This is a genomic window from Aldersonia kunmingensis, from assembly GCF_001646865.1.
GTDB lineage: Bacteria > Actinomycetota > Actinomycetes > Mycobacteriales > Mycobacteriaceae > Aldersonia > Aldersonia kunmingensis.
Genome location: NZ_LRRB01000226.1, coordinates 1 through 20,684, shown reverse-complemented (window position 1 = coordinate 20,684; position 20,684 = coordinate 1). Strand labels below are relative to the sequence as shown.

16 protein-coding genes are annotated in these 20,684 nt (G+C 67.2%); 4 read left to right on the top strand and 12 right to left on the bottom strand.

Annotated elements, in window-relative coordinates; all coding sequences use genetic code 11:
• Positions 1-103 precede the first annotated feature (103 nt).
• Entirely contained in the window at positions 104-2,884 is a 2,781-nt protein-coding gene (gcvP, locus tag A8G08_RS17590; RefSeq protein ID WP_068276897.1) for an aminomethyl-transferring glycine dehydrogenase, read from the top strand.
• An 84-nt stretch (positions 2,885-2,968) separates the two neighbouring features.
• On the opposite strand, the gene A8G08_RS17585 is transcribed toward gcvP, so the two are convergent.
• Positions 2,969-3,763, bottom strand: a complete 795-nt coding sequence (locus A8G08_RS17585) for a hydroxypyruvate isomerase family protein (protein WP_068276894.1) — start codon at positions 3,761-3,763, stop codon at positions 2,969-2,971.
• A 34-nt stretch (positions 3,764-3,797) separates the two neighbouring features.
• Here A8G08_RS17585 and A8G08_RS17580 point away from each other — a divergent pair, with 34 nt between their 5' ends.
• A complete protein-coding gene (locus A8G08_RS17580; protein WP_068276892.1) occupies positions 3,798-4,547 on the top strand; it encodes an SDR family oxidoreductase in 750 nt (249 codons plus the stop codon).
• An 8-nt stretch (positions 4,548-4,555) separates the two neighbouring features.
• On the opposite strand, the gene A8G08_RS17575 is transcribed toward A8G08_RS17580, so the two are convergent.
• The gene (locus A8G08_RS17575; protein ID WP_068276889.1) at positions 4,556-5,311 is read right to left on the bottom strand and encodes a DUF5995 family protein; all 756 of its coding nucleotides are present in this window, start codon (positions 5,309-5,311) and stop codon (positions 4,556-4,558) included.
• A gap of 72 nt (positions 5,312-5,383) precedes the next feature.
• Positions 5,384-7,561, bottom strand: a complete 2,178-nt coding sequence (locus A8G08_RS17570) for a malate synthase G (protein WP_068276886.1) — start codon at positions 7,559-7,561, stop codon at positions 5,384-5,386.
• Between the two features lie 153 nt (positions 7,562-7,714).
• On the opposite strand from A8G08_RS17570, the gene A8G08_RS17565 reads away from it, so the two are divergent.
• A complete protein-coding gene (locus A8G08_RS17565) occupies positions 7,715-8,962 on the top strand; it encodes a serine hydrolase domain-containing protein (RefSeq protein ID WP_068276883.1) in 1,248 nt (415 codons plus the stop codon).
• 6 nt (positions 8,963-8,968) lie between these two features.
• Here A8G08_RS17565 and A8G08_RS17560 read toward each other — a convergent pair whose 3' ends face one another.
• The 9 genes from A8G08_RS17560 to A8G08_RS17520 all read right to left on the bottom strand — a co-directional run bounded on the left by A8G08_RS17560 (position 8,969) and on the right by A8G08_RS17520 (position 19,156).
• Positions 8,969-9,838, bottom strand: a complete 870-nt coding sequence (locus tag A8G08_RS17560; RefSeq protein WP_068276880.1) for a 3-methyladenine DNA glycosylase — start codon at positions 9,836-9,838, stop codon at positions 8,969-8,971.
• Positions 9,839-9,841: 3 nt separating this feature from the next.
• Entirely contained in the window at positions 9,842-10,957 is a 1,116-nt protein-coding gene (locus tag A8G08_RS17555) for a hemolysin family protein (RefSeq protein ID WP_068276878.1), read from the bottom strand.
• Entirely contained in the window at positions 10,950-12,326 is a 1,377-nt protein-coding gene (locus tag A8G08_RS17550; RefSeq protein ID WP_068276875.1) for a hemolysin family protein, read from the bottom strand. Before A8G08_RS17550 ends, A8G08_RS17555 begins: the two co-directional genes overlap by 8 nt.
• Before the next feature lie 234 nt (positions 12,327-12,560).
• Positions 12,561-13,997, bottom strand: coding sequence for a GuaB1 family IMP dehydrogenase-related protein (locus A8G08_RS17545; RefSeq protein ID WP_068276872.1), 1,437 nt, complete (start codon positions 13,995-13,997; stop codon positions 12,561-12,563).
• A gap of 11 nt (positions 13,998-14,008) precedes the next feature.
• Entirely contained in the window at positions 14,009-14,866 is an 858-nt protein-coding gene (locus A8G08_RS17540; protein WP_068276869.1) for a DMT family transporter, read from the bottom strand.
• 11 nt (positions 14,867-14,877) lie between these two features.
• Positions 14,878-16,239, bottom strand: a complete 1,362-nt coding sequence (locus A8G08_RS17535) for a DEAD/DEAH box helicase (protein ID WP_068276866.1) — start codon at positions 16,237-16,239, stop codon at positions 14,878-14,880.
• A 13-nt stretch (positions 16,240-16,252) separates the two neighbouring features.
• The gene (gene gndA / locus A8G08_RS17530) at positions 16,253-17,704 is read right to left on the bottom strand and encodes an NADP-dependent phosphogluconate dehydrogenase (RefSeq protein WP_068276863.1); all 1,452 of its coding nucleotides are present in this window, start codon (positions 17,702-17,704) and stop codon (positions 16,253-16,255) included.
• Positions 17,705-17,780: 76 nt separating this feature from the next.
• Entirely contained in the window at positions 17,781-18,728 is a 948-nt protein-coding gene (locus A8G08_RS17525) for a M56 family metallopeptidase (protein ID WP_068276860.1), read from the bottom strand.
• A gap of 11 nt (positions 18,729-18,739) precedes the next feature.
• On the bottom strand, positions 18,740-19,156 hold the full coding sequence (locus A8G08_RS17520; RefSeq protein WP_068276857.1) for a BlaI/MecI/CopY family transcriptional regulator: 417 nt from the start codon (positions 19,154-19,156) through the stop codon (positions 18,740-18,742).
• A gap of 127 nt (positions 19,157-19,283) precedes the next feature.
• On the opposite strand from A8G08_RS17520, the gene A8G08_RS17515 reads away from it, so the two are divergent.
• Complete coding sequence (locus A8G08_RS17515) at positions 19,284-20,585, top strand: alpha/beta hydrolase (protein WP_068276929.1); 1,302 nt, start codon at positions 19,284-19,286, stop codon at positions 20,583-20,585.
• Positions 20,586-20,684: the final 99 nt, after the last annotated feature.

Here is a 20,684-nt window from a genome sequence, read left to right as displayed (position 1 = left end):
CAGTCCACCCGCCCACGGGGAAAGGCGCTCAGCGAGGGCCGAATCTCTCAGGCGCCACGACAGAGGGGGAGGGTGTGCAAACGCCTACCTCTGGGAGACGCCAATGTTCGCCGATCGGCATATCGGTCCCGATTCCGCGGAACTGAGCCGCATTCTCGATGTCATCGGCATCGCATCCTTCGATGACCTTGTCGGCAAGGCGATTCCTTCGAGCATCGTCGACGCCGGTGGGCTCGACGCGCTCCCCGCGCCGGTTTCCGAGCACGAGGCGCTCGAGCAGCTCGCGGCGCTGGCCGCGCGCAATACCGTCGCCACCTCGATGATCGGCCAGGGCTACTACGACACCCACACGCCGCCGGTCCTCGTGCGCAACATTGTGGAGAACCCAGCCTGGTACACGGCCTACACGCCGTATCAGCCCGAGATCAGCCAGGGCAGGCTCGAGGCGCTGCTGAACTTCCAGACCATGGTCGGCGACCTGACCGGTATGGAGGTCGCGAACTCCTCGATGCTGGACGAGGCGACCGCCGCGGCCGAAGCGATGACGCTGCTGCGCCGCGCGAACAAGAGCAAGTCCGCCCGTTTCGTCCTGGACACCGACCTGTTTCCGCAGACCCGCGCGGTGATCGAGACTCGAGCCGAGCCGCTCGGCATCGAGATCGTGACGGCCGACCTTGCCGCGGACGGACTGCCCGACGGGGAATTCTTCGGCGTGCTGATGCAGCTTCCCGGCGCGTCCGGTGCGATCACCGACTGGTCGGCGATCGTTGCCGAGGCCCATGATCGCGGTGCGCTGGCCGCGGTCGGCGCCGACCTACTGGCGCTCACGCTGCTCACCGCGCCGGGCGAGTACGGCGCCGATGCCTGCTTCGGCACCACCCAGCGCTTCGGTGTGCCGATGGGGTACGGCGGCCCGCACGCCGGATACCTCGCGGTCGACACCAAGCACGCGCGGCAGCTGCCGGGCCGGCTCGTTGGGGTGTCCGTCGACGCGGACGGCGATGTCGCCTACCGACTCGCGTTGCAGACCCGCGAACAGCACATTCGCCGGGAGAAGGCCACCTCGAATATCTGCACCGCACAGGTGCTGCTCGCGGTGCTCGCCGCGATGTACGCGAGCTACCACGGCGCCGCCGGGCTTATTGAGATCGCGCGGCGCGTGCACCGGCACGCCGAGGCCACCGCGGCCGGACTGCGCGCGGCAGGCATCACCGTGGTGCATGAGCGCTTCTTCGACACCGTGCTCGCCCGGGTGCCCGGCCGGGCCGACGAGGTGCTCGCGGCGGCGAAGCAGCGCGGGGTCAATCTGCGCCGCGTCGACCCCGACCACGTCGGAATCTCGTGCGACGAGACCACGGCCGACAAGCATGTCGCGGCGGTGCTCGAGGCCTTCGGCGCAGCACCGGTCGAGGCTGCGCCGGCCTCGATCGAGACCCGCACCACGACCTTCCTCACCCATCCCGCCTTCACGCGCTACCGCACCGAGACCGCCATGCTGCGGTACCTCCGAGCGCTGTCGGACAAGGACATTGCGCTCGATCGCAGCATGATCCCGCTCGGTTCCTGCACGATGAAGCTGAACGCCACTGCGGAGATGGAGGCCATCACGTGGCCCGGCTTCTCGCGGCTGCATCCGTTCGCGCCCGACGCCGACGTGCCGGGCATGCTCGAACTGATCTCCGATCTCGAGCAGTGGCTGGTCGCGATCACCGGCTACGACGCGGTGAGCCTGCAGCCGAACGCCGGCAGCCAGGGGGAGTATGCCGGCCTGCTCGCGATCAGGCGCTACCACCTCGACCGCGGGGATACCGGCCGCGATATCTGCCTGATCCCGTCGAGCGCGCACGGCACCAACGCCGCGTCCGCGGTCATGGCCGGGTTGAAGGTCGAGGTTGTGGCGTGCCGCCCGAACGGCGACGTCGATCTCGACGACCTGCGCGCCAAGATCGCCGATCACGCGGAGCGGCTCGCCGCGATCATGATCACCTACCCGTCCACGCACGGCGTGTACGAACACGAGGTCGCCGAGTTGTGCGCACTCGTGCACGACGCCGGTGGCCAGGTGTACGTCGACGGCGCGAACCTCAATGCCCTTGTCGGGGTCGCGCGCCCCGGCCGGTTCGGCGGAGACGTGAGCCACCTGAACCTCCACAAGACGTTCTGCATTCCGCACGGCGGCGGCGGCCCCGGCGTGGGCCCGGTCGCGGTGCGGTCGCATCTGACGCAGTACCTGCCCGCCAAGGAGGGGTTCGGCATGATCTCGGCCGCGCCCTACGGTTCGGCGTCGATCCTGCCCATCACCTGGGCCTACATCCGGATGATGGGCGCCGAGGGGTTGCGGCGCGCGACGCTGACCGCGATCGCATCGGCGAACTACATCGCGCGCAGGCTCGATGAGCATTTCCCCGTGCTGTACGCGGGAGAGGGCGGCATGGTCGCGCATGAGTGCATCCTCGATCTGCGCGAGCTCACCAAGCGCACGGGCGTGACCGTGGACGATGTCGCGAAGCGCTTGGCGGACTACGGTTTCCACGCCCCGACGATGAGCTTCCCGGTGGCGGGCACACTCATGGTGGAGCCGACCGAGAGCGAAAACCTCGAAGAGATCGACGAGTTCTGCGAGGCGATGATCGCCATCCGCGAGGAGATCGATCGTGTCGGCAGTGGCGAGTGGCCCGTTGAAGACAACCCGTTGCGCGGAGCGCCGCACACCGCGTCGTGCCTGGTCGGCAAGTGGGACCATCCGTACACCCGCGAACTCGCGGTGTTCCCGCGCGGTAAGGCGCGCCCGAAGGTGTGGCCCGCGGTGCGGCGGATCGACGGCGCCCATGGTGACAGGAACCTGGTGTGCTCCTGCCCGCCGCTCGAGGCGTACTCGGGCTAGAACTGAGGCGCCAAACGAGTGCAAATTGTGTTCCCGGGCGCGAAGTTTCGTCCCCACGAACACAATTTGCACCCGTTTGCGCGGCTAGTTCGCGGTGCGCAGCCAGTCGAAGGCGGTCGCCGCGGGGGCGAAGTACTCGAGCCCAACGCGGCCGCGATAACCGTTGCGCTCCAACTGGTCGAGATATCCGGATAGGTTCACCTCGCCGGTGCCGGGCGCGCCGCGGCCCGGCGCGTCGGCGATCTGCACATGGCCGATCCGTTCGGCATGGCGGTCCAGCGCCGAGGCGACGTCGTCGCCGTTGACACTCAGGTGGTACAGGTCGGCAAGCAGGCGAAGGTTGTGCTCGTCGTATTCGCGTTCGACTGCCTCGATGACGGCGACCGCGTCGTCGGCGAGGCGCAGCGGGTAGGCCGGGATGGCGCTGAGCGGCTCGAGCAGCACCACGGCATCGATTTCGGCGGCGGCACGACCGGCGAACGCGAGATTCTCACGCGCGACAGCGTCCTGCTCGTCCGGCGTGCGGCCGTCGATCCGATTGCCGTAGAGCGCGTTGAACCTGGTCGTGCCCAGCCGCCGACCGATGCCGACCGCGAGCGCAACGTTGTCACGAAACTCGCTGGTCGCCTGCGGATTCGATAGCAGCCCGCGCTCGCCGGCAGCCATGTCGCCCCCGGCGAAGTTGAGCCCCGACAGTTGGACACCGGCATTCGCGACCGCCGCGATGAAGTCCTCGACCTCCCGATCGGCGGGCACCGGGCGATCGAACGGCCACCAGAACTCCACGGCATCGAATCCGGCGTCCCGAGCCGCCTGCGGTCGGTCGAGTAGCGGCAGTTCGGTGAGCAGGATCGAGCAGTTGACTGTGAACTCGGGCATCGTCGGCGACCTCTCCTCCTAGACTTGAAGAATTATGGACGCACATACGCCGGGCGTCGCGGTCGTCACCGGTGCCGGTACCGGCCTCGGCGCGGCGATCACCCACGCCCTGCTCGATGGCGGCTACCGGGTGGCATTGGCCGGGCGCCGCGCCGACACGCTGCAGAACACCGCGGCCGGAAACCCCAATGCACTCGTCGTCCCCGCCGACGTCTCCGATCCGGAATCGGTGCGGCAGTTGTTCGGTCGGGTGGTCTCCATGTGGGGCCGCATCGATGTGCTCGTCAACAACGCCGGCACGTTCGGCCCGTCCGGGGGCGTCGACGAGATCAGTGTCGAGGACTGGAACGCGACCGTAGCGGTGAACCTCACCGGCGCATTTCTGTGCGCCGCCGAGGCAGTGCGAATCATGAAGGCGCAGCGCCCCTCCGGTGGCCGGATCATCAACAACGGTTCCATCTCCGCGCAGACCCCGCGGCCTGGCAGCGTCGCGTACGCCGCCACCAAGCATGCCATCACGGGTCTGACGAAGTCGATCTCGCTGGACGGCAGGCCGTTCGGTATCGCCTGCGGACAGATCGATATCGGCAATGCGGCGACAAATATGACCGGCGGGATCGCGACGGGCGCTCGCCAGGCCGACGGATCGGTGCGACCGGAACCGACATTCGATGCCCGGCATGCGGCGGATGCAGTGCGCTATATGGCGGGCCTGCCGCTCGACACGAACGTGCAGTTCCTGACCATTACCGCGACCACCATGCCGTTCATCGGGCGCGGATAGCCGCGGTCCTACAGGTTGTCGAGTGCGGTGATGATGGCCCGCACGTCGGTGCTCTCGTCGTCGCGGATGTGACGCACGATCAGCGCGAGCGGTTCGGGTGGTTCGGCGACGACTCGTCCGATCAGCTTGGTGCGGCGGTCGATTGTCTCGATTGCAATGTCGTCGATCGCATCCGGCATCGCGGCGATCAGCGTTGCCGTGCGCTTGGCCTCGTCCCGCGCAACGACGAGGCTGAAATTCAGTGCCAGTTCGGGGGATGCTCCTGTGGCGGCGGTCAGTTCGTGCAGATTGGGCGAGTATTGCTCAACCACCGCGCGCGCCCGCGGGACCAGACCTCCGAGAATGTCGTTGATGCGGTTGAAGTCGCCGTCGAGCAGATCGACGACGGCCGCACCGGGAAAGGTCTTGCCTGTCACGACGCCGAGATCGAGATTGATATGCGCGTTGATCCCGAGCAGCAGGTTCTGCAGGATGATCAGTCGATTCGATCGAGCACCATCGAACGCGTATTGCCATGAGCGGCTGGCCCGTCGGCCTGCCTGATACGCGTCGAATGCCTTGAAGTAGGCGTTGGCGAATGCGGTGTCCAGGCGATCCATACGTGGGCCGTCGTCGAAGACACCGTCGTCGATGCCCTTCTTGACCGCGACTGTGACCTGGCGATACATCGCCGGAAAATACCCCAGCGGGTCCTGGCGAGACTTGGCGTCGTCAACGATGGTGCGCAGGATGGCAAGAACCTCATTGAGATTCGCGGCGTGCATACGCCCAGCGTAAACAACAGCGCGCGGTTGCACCGTCCATCGGACAGAGCAACCGCGCGCTGGTGGGACTACTTACGCGTTCGCGGTTTTGAACTCTCGGCGGCGGCGGTGCAGGATCGGCTCGGTGTAGCCGTTCGGCTGCTTGGTGCCCTGCAGGATCAGCTCGGTCGCGGCCTGGAAGGCGATGTTCGTGTCGAAGTCGGGCGCGAGCGGCCGGTAGGTCGCGTCGCCCTCGTTCTGGCGGTCCACCACGGGCGCCATCCGCTCCAGGCTGGCACGCACCTCGTCCTCGGTCACCACACCATGGCGTAGCCAGTTGGCCACGAGCTGGCTCGAAATGCGAAGGGTCGCACGGTCTTCCATCAGCGCGATGTCGTTGATATCGGGGACCTTCGAGCAGCCGACGCCGCTGTCGATCCAGCGCACCACGTAACCGAGGATGGACTGCGAGTTGTTGTCCAGCTCGTTGCGCTTGTCCTCGTCGGACCAGTCCGGGGCCGGTGCCAGCGGGATCTCGAGGATGTCGTCCACGCTCGCGCGGCGGCCGCCCTTCGCGATCTCCTCCTGCCGGGCGAACACATCCACCTGGTGGTAGTGCATCGCGTGCAGCGTGGCGGCGGTCGGGGATGGCACCCAGGCGGTGTTGGCGCCGGAGCGCGGGTGGCCGATCTTCGTTTCGAGCATGTCGGCCATCAGATCCGGCATGGCCCACATGCCCTTGCCGATCTGCGCCTTGCCCTCGAGTCCGGTGGCCAGACCCGTATCGACGTTGAAGTCCTCGTACGAGGTGATCCACTTCTGCTGCTTCATCGCGCCCTTGCGCACGACCGGGCCCGCCTCCATGGATGTGTGGATCTCGTCGCCGGTGCGGTCAAGGAAGCCGGTGTTGATGAACACCACGCGCGACTGAGCGGCCTGGATGCAGGCCTTGAGGTTAACCGTGGTGCGGCGCTCCTCGTCCATGATCCCGACCTTCAGGGTGTTGACCGGGAGGCCGAGCACGTCCTCGACGCGGCCGAACAACTCGTTGGTGAACGCGACCTCTTCGGGGCCGTGCATCTTCGGCTTCACGATGTACACCGAACCGGTGCGGCTGTTGCCGCGGATGGTGTCGCCACGGAGGTCGTGCATTGCGATCAGCGAGGTGAACAGTCCGTCGAGGATGCCCTCGGGCACCTCGTTGCCGTTCGCGTCCAGGACCGCATCGCTGGTCATCAGGTGGCCCACGTTGCGCACGAACAGCAGCGAACGGCCGTGCAGCACAAGTTCGTTGCCGTCGATGCCGGTGTAGGTGCGGTCCTCGTTCATCGTGCGGGTGAACGTCTTGCCGCCCTTGGCAACCTCTTCGGACAGGTCGCCCTTCATCAGGCCGAGCCAGTTGCGGTAGCCCTGCACCTTGTCGTCGGCGTCGACCGCGGCGACCGAGTCCTCGAAGTCCATGATCGTGGTGACCGCGGACTCGAGCACGAGGTCCTTCACGCCCGCCGCGTCGGTCTTGCCGATCGGCGACTCGGGATCGATCTGAATATCGATGTGCAGGCCGTTGTGCTTCAGCAGCACCGAGCTCGGCGCATCTGGCGAGCCCTGGTAGCCGACCAGCTCTGCGGGTCCGGCCAGGGTAGTGACGGTGCCGTCCGCGGTGGTCACGCGCAGCGTCGAGCCGTGGATCGCGTAGCCGGTGCTGCCGACGTGTGACCCGGTCTCCAGTGGGGCCGCCTCGTCGAGGAACTTGCGCGCGTAGTCGATGACCTTGTCGCCGCGCACCTTGTTGTATCCGGTGCCCTTCTCGGCGCCGCCGCCCTCGGAGACGGCGTCGGTGCCGTACAGCGCGTCGTAGAGCGAGCCCCAGCGCGCGTTCGCGGCGTTGATCGCGAAGCGGGCGTTGAGCACCGGCACCACAAGCTGCGGGCCCGCGGTGGTGGCGATCTCGTCGTCCACATTCTCGGTGGTGATGGCGAACTCGGCGGGCTCGGGCAGCAGGTAGCCGATTTCCTGCAGGTAGGCCTTGTAGGCGGCGCGGTCGTAGCCGGCACCGGGGTGCTCGCCGTGCCAGGCGTCGAGCTTGCCCTGGATCTCGTCGCGCTTGGCGAGCAGTTCCTTGTTGCGTGGGGCGAGATCGGCGATGAGCGCGTCTGCGCCGGCCCAGAAGGCGGCGGCGTTTACGCCGGTCCCCGGGATCGCTTCCTGCTCCACGAAGTCGTGCAACACCTTCGCGACCTGAAGTCCACCGACCTGCACACGCTCAGTCATGAAACGCCTCACTCCTCGCTACTGGGATCACACCTATGTTACCGGTGGGTAGTCAACGGACGGCGACTGCGTCCCTGTGAATCGTACGACCATGGACGGGCAAGCTTTCGGCAATCGCGTCCGATACCAGTGGCCCGGCTGTCAAGATCAACCATGCTCATAGCACGGCACTTCGTGATCGGTTTGTGTGTTGCGGGTTTGGTGGCGGCATGCGGATCGGATGAATCCAGTACCTCCGAATCAGCAACTGCCACGTCGGAAAGCGCGGTGGCCTCGTCTGCCGAAGCCGACGCGATCCGCAAGATCGTGCAGGACACCATGGAGTCCGGGCACCTGAAGTCGACGATCGTCAAGGTCACCGTCGACGGCAAAGAGATCATCAGAGAAGCCTTCGGCGAATCGATGACCGGCGTCCCGGCAACCACAGAGATGTCCTTCCGCAATGGCGCCGTCGCGATCTCGTACGTATCGACCGCACTGCTGCAGCTCGTGGACGAGGGGAAGGTCAGCCTCGACGACAAGGTGTCGAAGTGGCTGCCGGACTTACCCAACAGCGACCGCGTGACGCTCGGGCAGCTCGCGCACATGACCTCCGGTTATGTCGATTTCGTGCTGGGCAACGACGCGTTTGCCGCCATGTATACGGCGAACCCGTTCAAGTTTTGGACGTCCGAGGACCAGTTGGCCCTTGCGGTCGACAAGCCGCTCTTCTACGAACCGGGCACGAACTGGAACTACGCGCACACCAACTACGTCATCCTCGGCCTCGCGCTCGAGAAGATCACCGGCAAGCCTGTCGAAGACCTGTTGCAGGAGAAGATCCTCGATCCACTCGGCCTGGACCACACGGTGGCGTCTCTCACCGCGACGATCCCCGAACCCGCACTGCACGCGTTCTCCTCCGAGCGGCGGCAGGCGTTGAAGATTCCCGACGGTCAGTCGTTCTACGAGGAGTCCAGCTTTTGGAGCCCGTCGTGGACCATCACGCACGGCGCGATCCAAACCACCACGATCGACGATATGCACGCCTCGGCGATCGCGATCGGCACCGGGAAGCTGCTCTCGCCGGAGTCGTACCAGGCCATGATCAGAAATGATCTGATCGGCAAGACGCGCCCGCAGGAGGGATGCCCGACCTGCTACGCGCTGAACAATGAATACTCATATGGGCTCGGCATCGTGCTCAACGGCGACTGGCTCCTGCAGAACCCGCTGTTCTCCGGGTACGCGGCGCTTATGAGCTATCTGCCCGCGAAGAAGATCGCGATCGCGGTTGCCGTCACCTACGACGAGGCGGCCTTCGACAATCAGGGCGACTACAAGAACGAGGGCACGACGCTGTACCAGAAAATCGGGGCGTTGCTCGCACCCGACGAAGCGCCCCCGACCGGCGGCCCGTAGCCCCGATCAGGGCGCCGCGACCAGCAGTTCGCGGCAATGCTCGGCCACTCTTGCGCGCAATTCGGCACTGCGGGCCGCGATCTCGGATTGCAACCGGACGTACTCGGCGCGGCCGACCGGTTCCTCGATCCGGATCGGCTCGTAGTCCAGATCGGCGAGGTCGTACGGGCTGGCACGCATATCGAGTTCACGCGCGGCGACGGCATGCTCGAAGCAGTCGAGGACCAGCGCCGAATCCATCATCGGCACCAGCTTGTAGCACCACTTGTAGAGGTCCATGCCGGCGTGGAGACAGCCCGGCTGCTCGCTGCCCAGTTGATCGGCCCGCTCGAGCAGACGTGCGTTGCGAGGCACCGCATCCGGGGTGAAGAAGCGGAACGCGTCGTAATGGGTGCAGCGCAACTGCATGGACTCCACCACGGCGTCGGTTCCGCCGTGCCCCAGCCGCAGCGGCACCTGACCATGTCGGATTCCGTCCTGTCCGGTGCGGTACACCATCGCCCACTCGTGCAGCCCGAAGCAGTTCAGGTTCGCCGGCCGAGCCGCGGTCGCGGTGACCAGCGAGAGCACGAACTCGACCGTCGAACGGCGGGTGGCGAGGAAGTCCGGATCGACCGTCACGACACCGTCGCGCTCGATGTAGCCGGTGTGGCGCAGATACTCCCGTGCCTGCACACCGTCGAGTCCCACACCGAAACCGGGATGCCACCGCCTCAGCGCGCCCGGCCGGAAGCTGTAGTAGGTGAACAGGAAATCGATCACCGGATGCTTGTCACCGTGCGCCTTGCGGGCGAGGTGTGGCCCGACAATCGCGTCGACCCGTTCCCGGTGCCGGTTGCGTTGATCGGTCCATTCAGCGGGGGAGAGCACGTGCACCGATCAGCCGGACCTTCCGGAATCGGTACCGCGCCGCGGCTCACGCATGCCCGGCACCACGTCCGCGCCGCGATGCGTGGTGTCGCGGACCGTGCCGACGAACTCCTCGACCAGGTCCTCGAGTGCGACCACGCCGGTCGTCGCGTCCTGCGCGTCGACCACTCTGGCGAGGTGGCTGCGCGCCCTGCGCAAAGCGGCGAGTGCCTCGTTCAGCGGGGTGCGCAACGCCAAGGTCGGCAGCGGCCGGATCTCCGAACGCGCGACGACAGTGTCGGGACCGGCGGATTCGTCGCCGATCTCGTCGAGCACATCCTTGATGTGGATGTAGCCGACCAGCGACCCGTCCCCGGCACGCACCGGGTACCGCGAGAAGCCCGTTTCGCTCACCGCGGCCTCGATGGAACCGAGTGTCGCGCCGTCCCCGGCCAGCGGGACGCAGCGCGCCTCGTCGATCGGGATCAGTACATCGGCGACGGTCCGTCCAGCGGTTTCGAGCGCCTGGGTGAGCCGACGATGCTCCTCGGCATCGATGAGTCCCTCGGATCGGGACTCGCCGATCATCTCTGCCAGTTCCACCGCGGACACCGTCGAGTCGAGCTCGTCCTGTTCGATCCGGACTGCCCGCAGGCACAGGTTGGCCAGCGCGTTGTAGAACCAGATCACCGGCCGGGCGATCTTGATCCAGGCCAGGTGAACCGGTACCAGTAGCAGCGCCACCCGTTCCGGCCCTGCGAGCGCGATGTTCTTCGGCACCATCTCGCCGAGCAGGATGTGCAGCACGACCACGATCGCCAGTGCGATGGTGAACGCGATCGGGTGCAGCAGCTGCTCCGGTACCGACAGCAGATCCATCGGGCGCTCGATCAGGTGGGCAATCGCCGGTTCGCCGACGCGGCCCAACAGGATCGAACAGATCGTGATGCCGAGCTGCGCGGCGGCCAACATCATCGACAGATGCTCACCGGCCCGGATCACGGTCCCCGCTCGGCGCTTGCCCTGCGCCTGCAGCGCTTCGAGCCGGTCCCGGCGCGCCGAGATGAGTGAGAACTCGGCGCCGACGAAAAACGCGTTCGCGCCAAGCAGGGCGATGGTGAGGACGACACCCCAGAAGTCATTCATCGCGGTCCCTCCGTGGCACGCGATGCGGTGCGAGTGCGCTCTCGGTGACCGGGGTCAGCAGAACCCGGTCGATTCGGCGGCCATCCATCTTCTCGACCCGGGCGAGCCATCCGCCGGGTTCCTGTTCGTCGGAGGGGATCTCGGGCAGCGCGATCTCGTCGCCCTCCTCCGGGATGCGCCCGAGTTCGGTCAGCACCAGCCCGCCGAGCGTGTCGTACTCGCCGTCGGGAGCGGTGTAGCCGATCGCACGGGAAACCTCGTCGATCCGCAGCAGCCCCGAGCAGTTCCAGCCGTTGCCGACTCGGGTCACATCCAGATCGGGTTCGTCGTGCTCGTCGCGGACATCGCCGAGGATCTCCTCGATCAGGTCCTCCATCGTGACCATGCCTGCGGTGCCGCCGTACTCGTCGACGACGATCGCCACCTGCATGCCGTCGGCGCGTACCCGTTCCATCAGTTCGTCGCCGTCCAGCGTGGACGGCACGACCGGCACCATTCGGGCCAGCGTGTTCAGTGGAGTTGCCAGACGTCGCGCGGTCGGGACCGACAGCGCGCTCTTGATGTGCACGATGCCGAGTGTGTTGTCGAGATCGCCGTCGACGACCGGGAATCGCGAGAAACCGGTGCGCGATGCCGCGGCTATCAGGTCGGCAACCGTGTCGGTGCTGTCGAGCGCCTCGATCTTCACCCGCGGGGTCATGAGTTCTTCCGCGCTGCGCTCACCGAAGCGCAGCGAGCGGTCCACGAGCACCGCGGTCCGCTCATCGATCGCACCGCGCTTGGCGGAATTGCGCACAAGCGAGCCAAGTTCGCGCGGAGAGCGTGCGGAGCGCAGTTCTTCGGCGGGTTCCATGCCGAGGCGGCGCACGACGAGGTTCGCGGTCCCGTTGAGGAAATCGATCGCCCAGCGGAACGCCGACGAGAACACGATCTGCGGCAGGGCGGTGAAGCGCGCGGTGGCAAGCGGTTTCGCCACCGCGATGTTCTTGGGCACGAGTTCGCCGAAGACCATGGAGAGCGAGGTGGCCAGGATCAATGCGACCGCGACCGAAACGCCCGCCGACGCACTGGTGCTGATTCCTGCCGCATCGAGCGCGGGCTCGATCAGCTTCGCCAGCACCGGTTCCGCGAGATAGCCCGTGATCAGAGTCGTGATGGTGATACCGAGCTGAGCGCCGGAAAGCTGGAAGGACAGCGTTCGGTGAGCGCGCTGGACCTGCCGTGCACGCAGGTCGCCGTCACGAGCGTGCGCGTCGACGGTGCTGCGTTCGAGAGCGGTCAGCGAGAACTCCGCCGCGACGAAGAGGGCGGTGCCGGCGGTCAGTGCGACAAAGCCGACGAGGCTGAGGATGGTGAGAGCAAGCTCCAAGTGTCATCGCCCCCGAAACGAACTGGTAGGGCGTGAGGCGCCGGGTTTTTCGCCCGGCTCGGTAGAGGAGCCCTCCGATGTGGAGCTTTCGGGGGTGGCTGCGTCGCCGGTGGCAAAGGCGGGGCAGCCGCAGGTAGTGGGTGCCTCGGGCACCGAGGTCCTTTCTCGCGGGAGCAGGACCTCAAGTGTAGCGAGCGCCGGTCATGATCGTGACCTGCGCGCACGGTGCAGGCGTCACCAACCGGTCGGCAGCGGCCGTCCCTCGGCGAAACCGGCGGCGGATTGCACGCCGAGCACGGCGTTTTCGTGCAGTTCAGCCAGGGTCCGGGCGCCGGCGTAGGTGCATGCGCTGCGGACACCGGAGCAGATGTGGTCGATAAGGTCCTCCACACCCGGACGATCCGGATCGAGCAGCATGCGCGAGGACGAGATGCCCTCCTCGAACAGTGCCTTGCGGGCCCGGTCGAAACCGCTGTCGGTGGCGGTACGGGCCGCGACCGCTCGCTTCGACGCCATCCCGAAGCTCTCCTTGTAGGCGCGCCCGGACTGGTCGTAATGCAGGTCGCCCGGGGATTCGTAGGTGCCCGCGAACCAAGAACCGATCATCACGTTCGCAGCGCCTGCGGCGAGTGCGAGCGCGACATCGCGCGGATGACGGACACCGCCGTCGGCCCACACGTGCTTGCCGAGTTCGGCGGCGGCCGTGGAGCATTCGGCGACCGCGGAGAACTGGGGACGGCCGACGCCCGTCATCATCCGGGTAGTGCACATCGCGCCCGGCCCGACACCGACCTTGACGATGTCCGCACCGGCTTCGATGAGGTCGCGGGTACCCGCGGCGGAAACAACATTGCCCGCCACCAGCGGCACCCCGAGATCGAGACTGCTCACGGCGCGCAACGCGTCGAGCATCTTGATCTGATGGCCGTGCGCGGTATCCATGACCAGAAGGTCTGCTCCCGCGTCGACAAGCGCCTTGGCTTTCGCGGGGACATCGCCGTTGATGCCGACAGCCGCAGCAACGCGAAGCTGCCCGGACTCATCGAGGGCGGGGGTGTAGATCCCGGCCCGCACCGCGCCGGTACGGGTGAGCACACCAGCGAGCGTTCCGTCCGGGTTGGTGAGCACCGCGAACCGCTGATGCTCCGCTTCGAGTCGCGCGTACACATCGGCGGGTGCGGTGTCGACCGGTAGCGAGATGAAGTCGTTTCCCGACACCGCTTGCAGGCGGGCGAACCGGTCCACGCCGGTCAGTGCCGCTTCGGTGACGATCCCGGTTGGGTGCCCGTCCTCCACCAGGACGATGGCGCCGTGGCCGCGCTTGTGAATCAGCGCCTGTGCCTCCGATACCGAGTGATCGGGGGCGAGCATGACCGGAGTGTCGGCGTAGAGGTGGCGACTCTTGACGAAAGTCACGGTCCGTCCGACCGCTTCGATCGGCAGGTCCTGCGGCAGCACGGCAATTCCGCCGCGCCGGGCCACGGTCTCGGCCATCCGGCGTCCGGACACCGCCGTCATATTCGCCACGACGATCGGGATCGTGGTGCCCGATCCGTCGCTGGTGGCGAGATCGACATCGAATCGCGAGGCGACCTCGGTTCGGCTCGGGACGAGGAACACGTCCGCGTAGGTGAGGTCGTACGGAGGCTGCTGACCTGGTAGAAACTGCACGTTTGAAAACTCTACGCGGGTGCGGTCTCCCGCGCCTGCGACCGCGAAAGCAGCAGTGTGGTCACCAACATGACCAAAACCGCGACCGCGGTGACGGCGATCCCGAAGCCGTTGGTTTGCAGGCGCTCGTCGAGCACGGTCATGCCGATGAACACTGCGGCGAGCGGTTCGGCGATGGTGAACGCCGGCATCGAGGCGCTGAGCGGACCGACCTGATACGCACGCTGCTGCAAATAGAAACCGGTGATGCCGGCCACCACCAAGAGCCAGGTCTGCCACGACGTGAGCACTTCACCGATGCCGTGCTCGAGCATGTCCGCGACATGTTCGGTGAGTGCCGCGGTCAGGCCGAACAACGTTCCGGCCGAGAGACCTAGCAGCAGCGCCCGCCATCCGGCATCGATCTTGCTGAGCCCGACCGCGGTGGACACCGCGACCACACCAAGCAGGATCCCCAGCGGCCAGGCCCAATCGCCCAGCGGCGCGTTGTCCTCGCCCTCGGTCGGGTTGCCGATGATCAGGAAGCACGCCAGCGCAACACACAGCGCACCGGCGAGCCACCACTGGCGCGGCGAGATCCGGTGTTTGTTCAGCCGGGCCGACAGTGGCAGCGCGAAAACCAATGCGCTCACAAGAATCGGCTGCACGACGAGAACCGAGCCGAAGGCCAGTGCGAGGACCTGAAGGACGTAACCGCCGCCGTCGCCCACCATCCCGGACCACCAGCGTGGGCTGCGGGCGAGTTCGCGAATCAGCGAATCTTCTTCCGCGACACCGGCGGCAGCGGACTGCTGAGCGACCGCGGCGATCGCGAACATGAATGCGGCGCCGAAGGCGAGCGCGACGGAAACCTCGGGAAGATCGGCCATCGCGCTCTCTTTCAGTTCCCGCCGCGGTGTCGGTGACCGTGCGGTGTCGCGGCCGGACCTGGCCGTCGGCCTCGGCGCCGGGCACCGGCGCCTCCGGCATTCCGTTTGCGGGGGTGCGAGCCGCGTTCAGGCTGCTCCTCGCGAACGTGCGGTGTCGTGGGAGCCGTCGGGGCAGGCACCGGAACACCAGTCGGTTTGCGTGATCCGGTGAGCGCGGCCATTCGCCGATCGCCCGGACGCACGTCCATCGTGTCGACCTTGACCCCGGCCTTGCGGGTCATCTTGGTCACGTCGTCGCGTTCATCCTCGGTGACCAGCGTGACCACGACGCCCTCCTCACCGGCGCGGGCGGTGCGCCCGGCACGGTGAAGATAATCCTTTGGATCGGCCGGCGGATCGATATGCACGACAAGCGACACGCCGTCGACATGGATTCCGCGAGCCGCGACATCGGTGGCCACCAGGACCGGGGTGCTGCCGTCGGAGAACGCGGCGAGCGTCCGAGTCCGGTTCCCCTGCGCCTTGCCGCCGTGCAACGCGCCGGCGGCGATACCGGCCGCCCGCAACTGCTTGGCGACCCGGTCCACGGTGTATTTCGTCCGTACGAACATGATCGTGCGACCGTTTCGGGCGGCGATCTCGGCGGTGATATCCCGCTTGTCTGCCTTGCGCAGGAACAACAGGTGATGGGTCATCGTCGACACCGATGCGACCGGTGGCGCGGTCGCATGGGGGACCGGGTTCTTCAGGTAGCGGCGCACCAGTTTGTCGACCTCGCCGTCCAGCGTCGCCGAGAACAGCAGTCGCTGGCTATCGGCGGGGGTGCGGTCGAGCAGCTTCGTGACCTGCGGCAGGAACCCCATATCGGCCATGTGGTCGGCCTCGTCGAGGGTGGTGATCGCGACGTCGGAGAGGTTGGCCGTCCCCTGGGCGAGGTGATCGGCGAGCCGGCCCGGGGTGGCGACCAGGAGGTCGACACCCCGAGCGAGCGCGTCCGTTTGCCGCTTCATCGGGACACCACCGACCATGCTCGCGACCCGTAGGCCGAGCGCCGTCGCCGGGTCGTCGAGCGCCCGCTCGATCTGCGCGGCCAGTTCCCGGGTCGGTGCGAGGACCAGCCCGCGCGGGTGACGCGGCCGGCTCGGGGCACCGGCGAGGCGGGCAAGCATGCCGAGCCCGAACGCCAGCGTCTTGCCCGACCCGGTCGGCGCGCGGCCGAGCACGTCACGCCCGGCGAGCACGTCCGGGATGGTTGCGGCCTGGATGGGGAACGGTTCGCCGATCCCTGCGCGGTTCAATGCCTGAACCAGGAGCGGCGGGAGTCCGAGGGCCGCGAAGGTTGGTTGCGGCGAACTCGGCTTGGCGTCATTCATGAGGGGTACTGGCCTAGTCGGCCGCGACCTCGCTGCGGTCGCCGCTCCACAACGTGTGGAACTTGCCCTCGGTGTCGGTGCGCTCGTAGGTGTGCGCGCCGAAGAAATCGCGCTGTCCCTGGGTGAGCGCAGCCGGGAGCCGCTCGGCGCGCAGGGCGTCGTAGTACGAAAGCGACGACGCGAAGGCCGGCACCGGAATGCCGAGCAGCGCCGCGGTGGAGACGACGCGGCGCCAGCTGTCGATCGCGTTCTCCACGGCGGCCCGGAAGTACGGCGCGAGGATGAGGCTCTCGAGCTCGGGGTTCTCCGCGTACGCGTCCTTGATGCGGTTCAGGAAGCGGGCCCGGATGATGCAGCCGCCACGCCAGATCGTGGCGAGGTCACCGGGATTGACGTCCCAGCCGTGCTCGGCGCTACCCGCGGCGATCTGGTCGAAGCCCTGGGCGTACGCGACGACCTTCGATGCGTATAGCGCGAGGCGGATGTCCTCGGTGAACTGCTCGACATCGGTCGGCTTTGCACCCAGCGTGCCCGATGCCAGGCCACGCGCGGCGGCACGCTGCGATCGCGAACCGGACAGCGCGCGGGCGAACACGGCCTCGGCGATGCCGGTGACCGGGACACCGAGATCGAGGGCGGACTTGACCGTCCAGCGGCCGGTGCCCTTCTGCTCGGCAGCATCGACGATCACGTCGACAAGTGCGCCGCCCGTCTTCGCGTCCTTCTGGCGCAGCACCTCCGCAGTGATCTCGACCAGGTAGCTCTCCAGGTCACCGGTATTCCATTCGGCGAACACCTCGGCGACCTTCGCGGCGTCGAAATCGAGCGCGTCGCGGAACAGGTGGTAGGCCTCGCCGATGAGCTGCATGTCGGCGTACTCGATGCCGTTGTGCACCATCTTCACGAAGTGGCCTGCGCCGTCCGGGCCGATGTGCGTGCAGCACGGCGTGCCATCGACCTGTGCGGAGATCGACTCCAGCAGCGGGCCGAGCGAGGAGTAGGACTCTTTCGGGCCGCCGGGCATGATCGCCGGGCCGTTGAGCGCGCCCTCCTCGCCGCCGGAGATGCCGGCGCCGACGAAGTGCAGCCCGCGCTCCCGCAGCGACGCCTCGCGGCGGATCGTGTCGGTGTACAGGGCGTTTCCACCGTCGATGATGATGTCGCCGGGCTCCATCGCCGCGGCCAGTTCCTCGATGACAGCGTCGGTGGCCTCGCCGGCCTTGACCATGATCAGCACGCGGCGCGGCTTCTGCAGGGCCGCAACGAACTCCTCGACCGTCTCCGTGCGCACGAAGTCGCCATCGCCGGCGTGGTCGCGCAGCAGCGCATCCGTCTTCGCGATGCTGCGGTTGTGCAGCGCGACGGTGTGACCGTGCCGGGCGAAGTTACGGGCAATGTTGCTACCCATGACTGCGAGGCCGGTTACCCCGATCTGGGCGCGCGCGGAATCAGGAGAAGTCGTCATGGGTACAGCATTTCAGACGCGGTGAACTGGAGCACACGCGGTCGAACCGCTTCAGGAACGCCGCGGTGGAACCGCTTCAGGAACGCAGCAGGCGTTCGAGTTCGACGAGCCACGGCAAGGCGACGGCGATTGTCGGTACGACCAGGATCGCGACGGAGCTCAAATACGCAATCACCGCGATTCGACGCGGCGCGGCGGGCGTGGCGAGGCGCTGCACCCGAAGCAGCGTCGTTGTCCCACCGAGCCCGAGCGCGCCCTGCGGAGCGACGGAATTCGCACATGTGGCGAGGGCACGGGCGAGTGGTGTGGGGCCGGTGGTCCGCACTGCGGAATCGTCGGCGAGCAACTCGACGAGCAACGCGACCGCACCGAGTGCCGAGGCGCTGCGGACGAAACGCGGGAAGGCCTCGTGGACCGCGGTGAAGAACTCGAGCACGAGATCGTGGCGCGCCCGGAGGTGGGAGCGTTCGTGCGCGAGGACGGCCCGTAGTTCGGGGTCGCCGAGGCTGGTGAAGGTGCCTTCGGACAGCACCACGCGCCGGCGGACGCCGGGCAGGCAGTAGGCGATCGGCTCGGGCGTATCGAGCACCCGGACATAGGAGGAGCGGGTGCGGGCGACGGGGGAGTCGGAGCGGTCGAGCAGGTCGACCAGCATGCGGTGCTGAGCGCGGCGCCGCCGCGTGCGCACACCGACCCGGATACCCGTGTAGATCAGGCGTGCGCCGACCAGCACGGTGAGAGCGAAAACGATCACGTACAGCGACCAGAGCGGAACGCCGAGGGCGTCGATTTCGCGGGCCGGGGATGTCGTCGGGCGACCATCGGGACCTGGGACGAGCAGCTGGCTCGCGATGGCCAGGCCGGATCCGAATGCCGACAGCACCGCGGCGAGCGCGATCGCCTGCCACAGCACCAGCGCCGCGCGCGGCACCCGATGCGTCCACGTGGCACGACTCAGCGCCATCGGGACGGGTCCCGTGAGCACCAGCGCGAGTGCTGCGAAGACGGGGGCTGCGACGTTCATCGCCGCACAGACTACCGACCCTTCGGCGAGTCCCCTACCACGTCGGGGTTATCGCCCTTTTCTGCGGCCTCGAGTCTTTCCAGGGCAACGCGCAATGCGGCGGCCTCATCGGCGCTGACCTGTCCGACAAAATGCATCAGCGCGCCCGCGCGGGAACTCGATTCGTCGGCCTGGGCCAGGGCGTCCACCATCAGGCTCGCGACCAGCTCGTCGCGGCCGTTCACGGGGGAATAGCGGTGCGCGCGATCGTCGCGCTGCTGGGTGACGAGATGCTTCTTGGCCAGCCGCTGGAGCACGGTCATCACGGTCGTATAAGCCAGCTCACGGCGCGCAGACAGGGCCTCGTGCACCTGCCTCACGGTCTGCGGCTCATCCGTGGACCACAGGTGGTCCATCACCGCTTTTTCGAGCTCACCCAGTCGCGCCATGGAGTCAGTCTACGGAAAGTCCGACACAAACGCGTACTACTTCATGTCGTAGCAATTGCTGGGCTAAGGTGATGTGTCTCACTGCGCTCGAATCCCGGACCCGCCAACAGATGTGAGGGTTGTGCGAGTGGACTCCGTCACCGAGGTTTCACTCCTCACCGGCGCATTGCCGATCGTGGCCCTCGTTCTCGGCGTGCTCGGCGGCATCTGGCTACTTATCGCGCAGCGGCGCTGGTACTACCTCTGGGCGCTGCCCGCGTGCCTCATCGGCGCCACATTGGTGACGCTCTTGGCGTATCAGATCGTCGAGAACTGGTGGCATCCGTTCCCCGACCCGATCCAGACCGAGGTGTACGTCTGGATCGGCGTTGGCCTGGCGGCGCTCGCCCTGCTCGTGCCGCGCATGCTTGCCGCCAGCCGCTGGCCGGCGCGGGTCGTGACCGTCATCGCGGTGCTCGCCGTCGTCGCGCTCGCGGGAGCGCAGATCAATCTGGTATTCGACTACTACCCGACCGTGCGTGCGGCGCTGGGTCTCGCCGACCCGAACGAGGTCGAGTTCACCGAGGTGCCCGGGCCCGGCGAACCGGCGGTGTCCGGGCAGCCGCTCGATTCGGTGTGGCATGCGCCGGGGAACCTGCCCGGCGCGGGATCGGTCACGTCGGTCGACATCCCGGGGGAGAAGTCGGGGTTCGGCGCGCGCGCGGCGCGGCTCTACCTGCCGCCGGCGTACCTCACCAGCCCGCGCGCACTGTTGCCGGTGCTGATCCTGCTGGCCGGTCAGCCGGGCGAACCAGACGACTGGATCAAGTCCGGTGGAATGGCCACGACGATGAACGATTTCGCCGCGAAGCACGACGGCCTCGCGCCGGTCGTTGTGGTGGCCGATGGCACGGGTTCGACGCTGGCCAACCCGCTGTGCATGGACTCCAAACTCGGCAATGTCGACACCTACCTCGCCGTGGACGTGCCGAACTGGGTGCGCTCACATCTGCAGATCAACCCCGATCCCCGCGCCTGGGCGGTCGGCGGACTGTCCTACGGCGGAACCTGCGCGCTCCAGCTGGCAACCAACCATCCGGAGATCTATCCGACGTTTCTCGATTTTTCCGGCCAGGTCGAGCCGACACTGGGCGAAAGGCAACGCACCATCGATGCGGCGTTCGGCGGCGACGAGGCGGCGTTCCGGAAGGTCAACCCGATGGACCTGCTGACTTCGCGTACCTACGCAGATTCGGCCGGAATGTTCGTGGTCGGCTCGAGTGACGACGAATACCGGGATGGGCAACAGAAGATGGCGGCGGCAGCGAAAGGGGCGGGAATGGCGGTCGTCTACCTCGAGGTGGAGGGCGGGCACAGCTTCGCGGTGTGGACCGCCGCGCTGCGCGACTCGATGGACTGGCTGGCCAAGCGGCTGGGCATTACCTCGTGAGCACGACCACGCCCCAGGCCCGAGCCGAGGCGTTCCTGGCCTCGGTGCAGCGCGAGGCACGCCGGCTCGGTGGGATTGCCGCGACCGGTGTGCGCCGGT

What these genes read in the sequence shown, in the direction of transcription:
- gcvP (WP_068276897.1), top strand. Translation starts at nt 104, where the DNA reads ATGTTCGCCGATCGGCATATCGGTCCCGATTCCGCGGAACTGAGCCGC.
- A8G08_RS17585 (WP_068276894.1), bottom strand. Translation starts at nt 3,763, where the DNA reads ATGCCCGAGTTCACAGTCAACTGCTCGATCCTGCTCACCGAACTGCCG.
- A8G08_RS17580 (WP_068276892.1), top strand. Translation starts at nt 3,798, where the DNA reads ATGGACGCACATACGCCGGGCGTCGCGGTCGTCACCGGTGCCGGTACC.
- A8G08_RS17575 (WP_068276889.1), bottom strand. Translation starts at nt 5,311, where the DNA reads ATGCACGCCGCGAATCTCAATGAGGTTCTTGCCATCCTGCGCACCATC.
- A8G08_RS17570 (WP_068276886.1), bottom strand. Translation starts at nt 7,561, where the DNA reads ATGACTGAGCGTGTGCAGGTCGGTGGACTTCAGGTCGCGAAGGTGTTG.
- A8G08_RS17565 (WP_068276883.1), top strand. Translation starts at nt 7,715, where the DNA reads ATGCTCATAGCACGGCACTTCGTGATCGGTTTGTGTGTTGCGGGTTTG.
- A8G08_RS17555 (WP_068276878.1), bottom strand. Translation starts at nt 10,957, where the DNA reads ATGAATGACTTCTGGGGTGTCGTCCTCACCATCGCCCTGCTTGGCGCG.
- A8G08_RS17540 (WP_068276869.1), bottom strand. Translation starts at nt 14,866, where the DNA reads ATGGCCGATCTTCCCGAGGTTTCCGTCGCGCTCGCCTTCGGCGCCGCA.
- A8G08_RS17535 (WP_068276866.1), bottom strand. Translation starts at nt 16,239, where the DNA reads ATGAATGACGCCAAGCCGAGTTCGCCGCAACCAACCTTCGCGGCCCTC.
- gndA (WP_068276863.1), bottom strand. Translation starts at nt 17,704, where the DNA reads ATGACGACTTCTCCTGATTCCGCGCGCGCCCAGATCGGGGTAACCGGC.
- A8G08_RS17525 (WP_068276860.1), bottom strand. Translation starts at nt 18,728, where the DNA reads ATGAACGTCGCAGCCCCCGTCTTCGCAGCACTCGCGCTGGTGCTCACG.
- A8G08_RS17520 (WP_068276857.1), bottom strand. Translation starts at nt 19,156, where the DNA reads ATGGCGCGACTGGGTGAGCTCGAAAAAGCGGTGATGGACCACCTGTGG.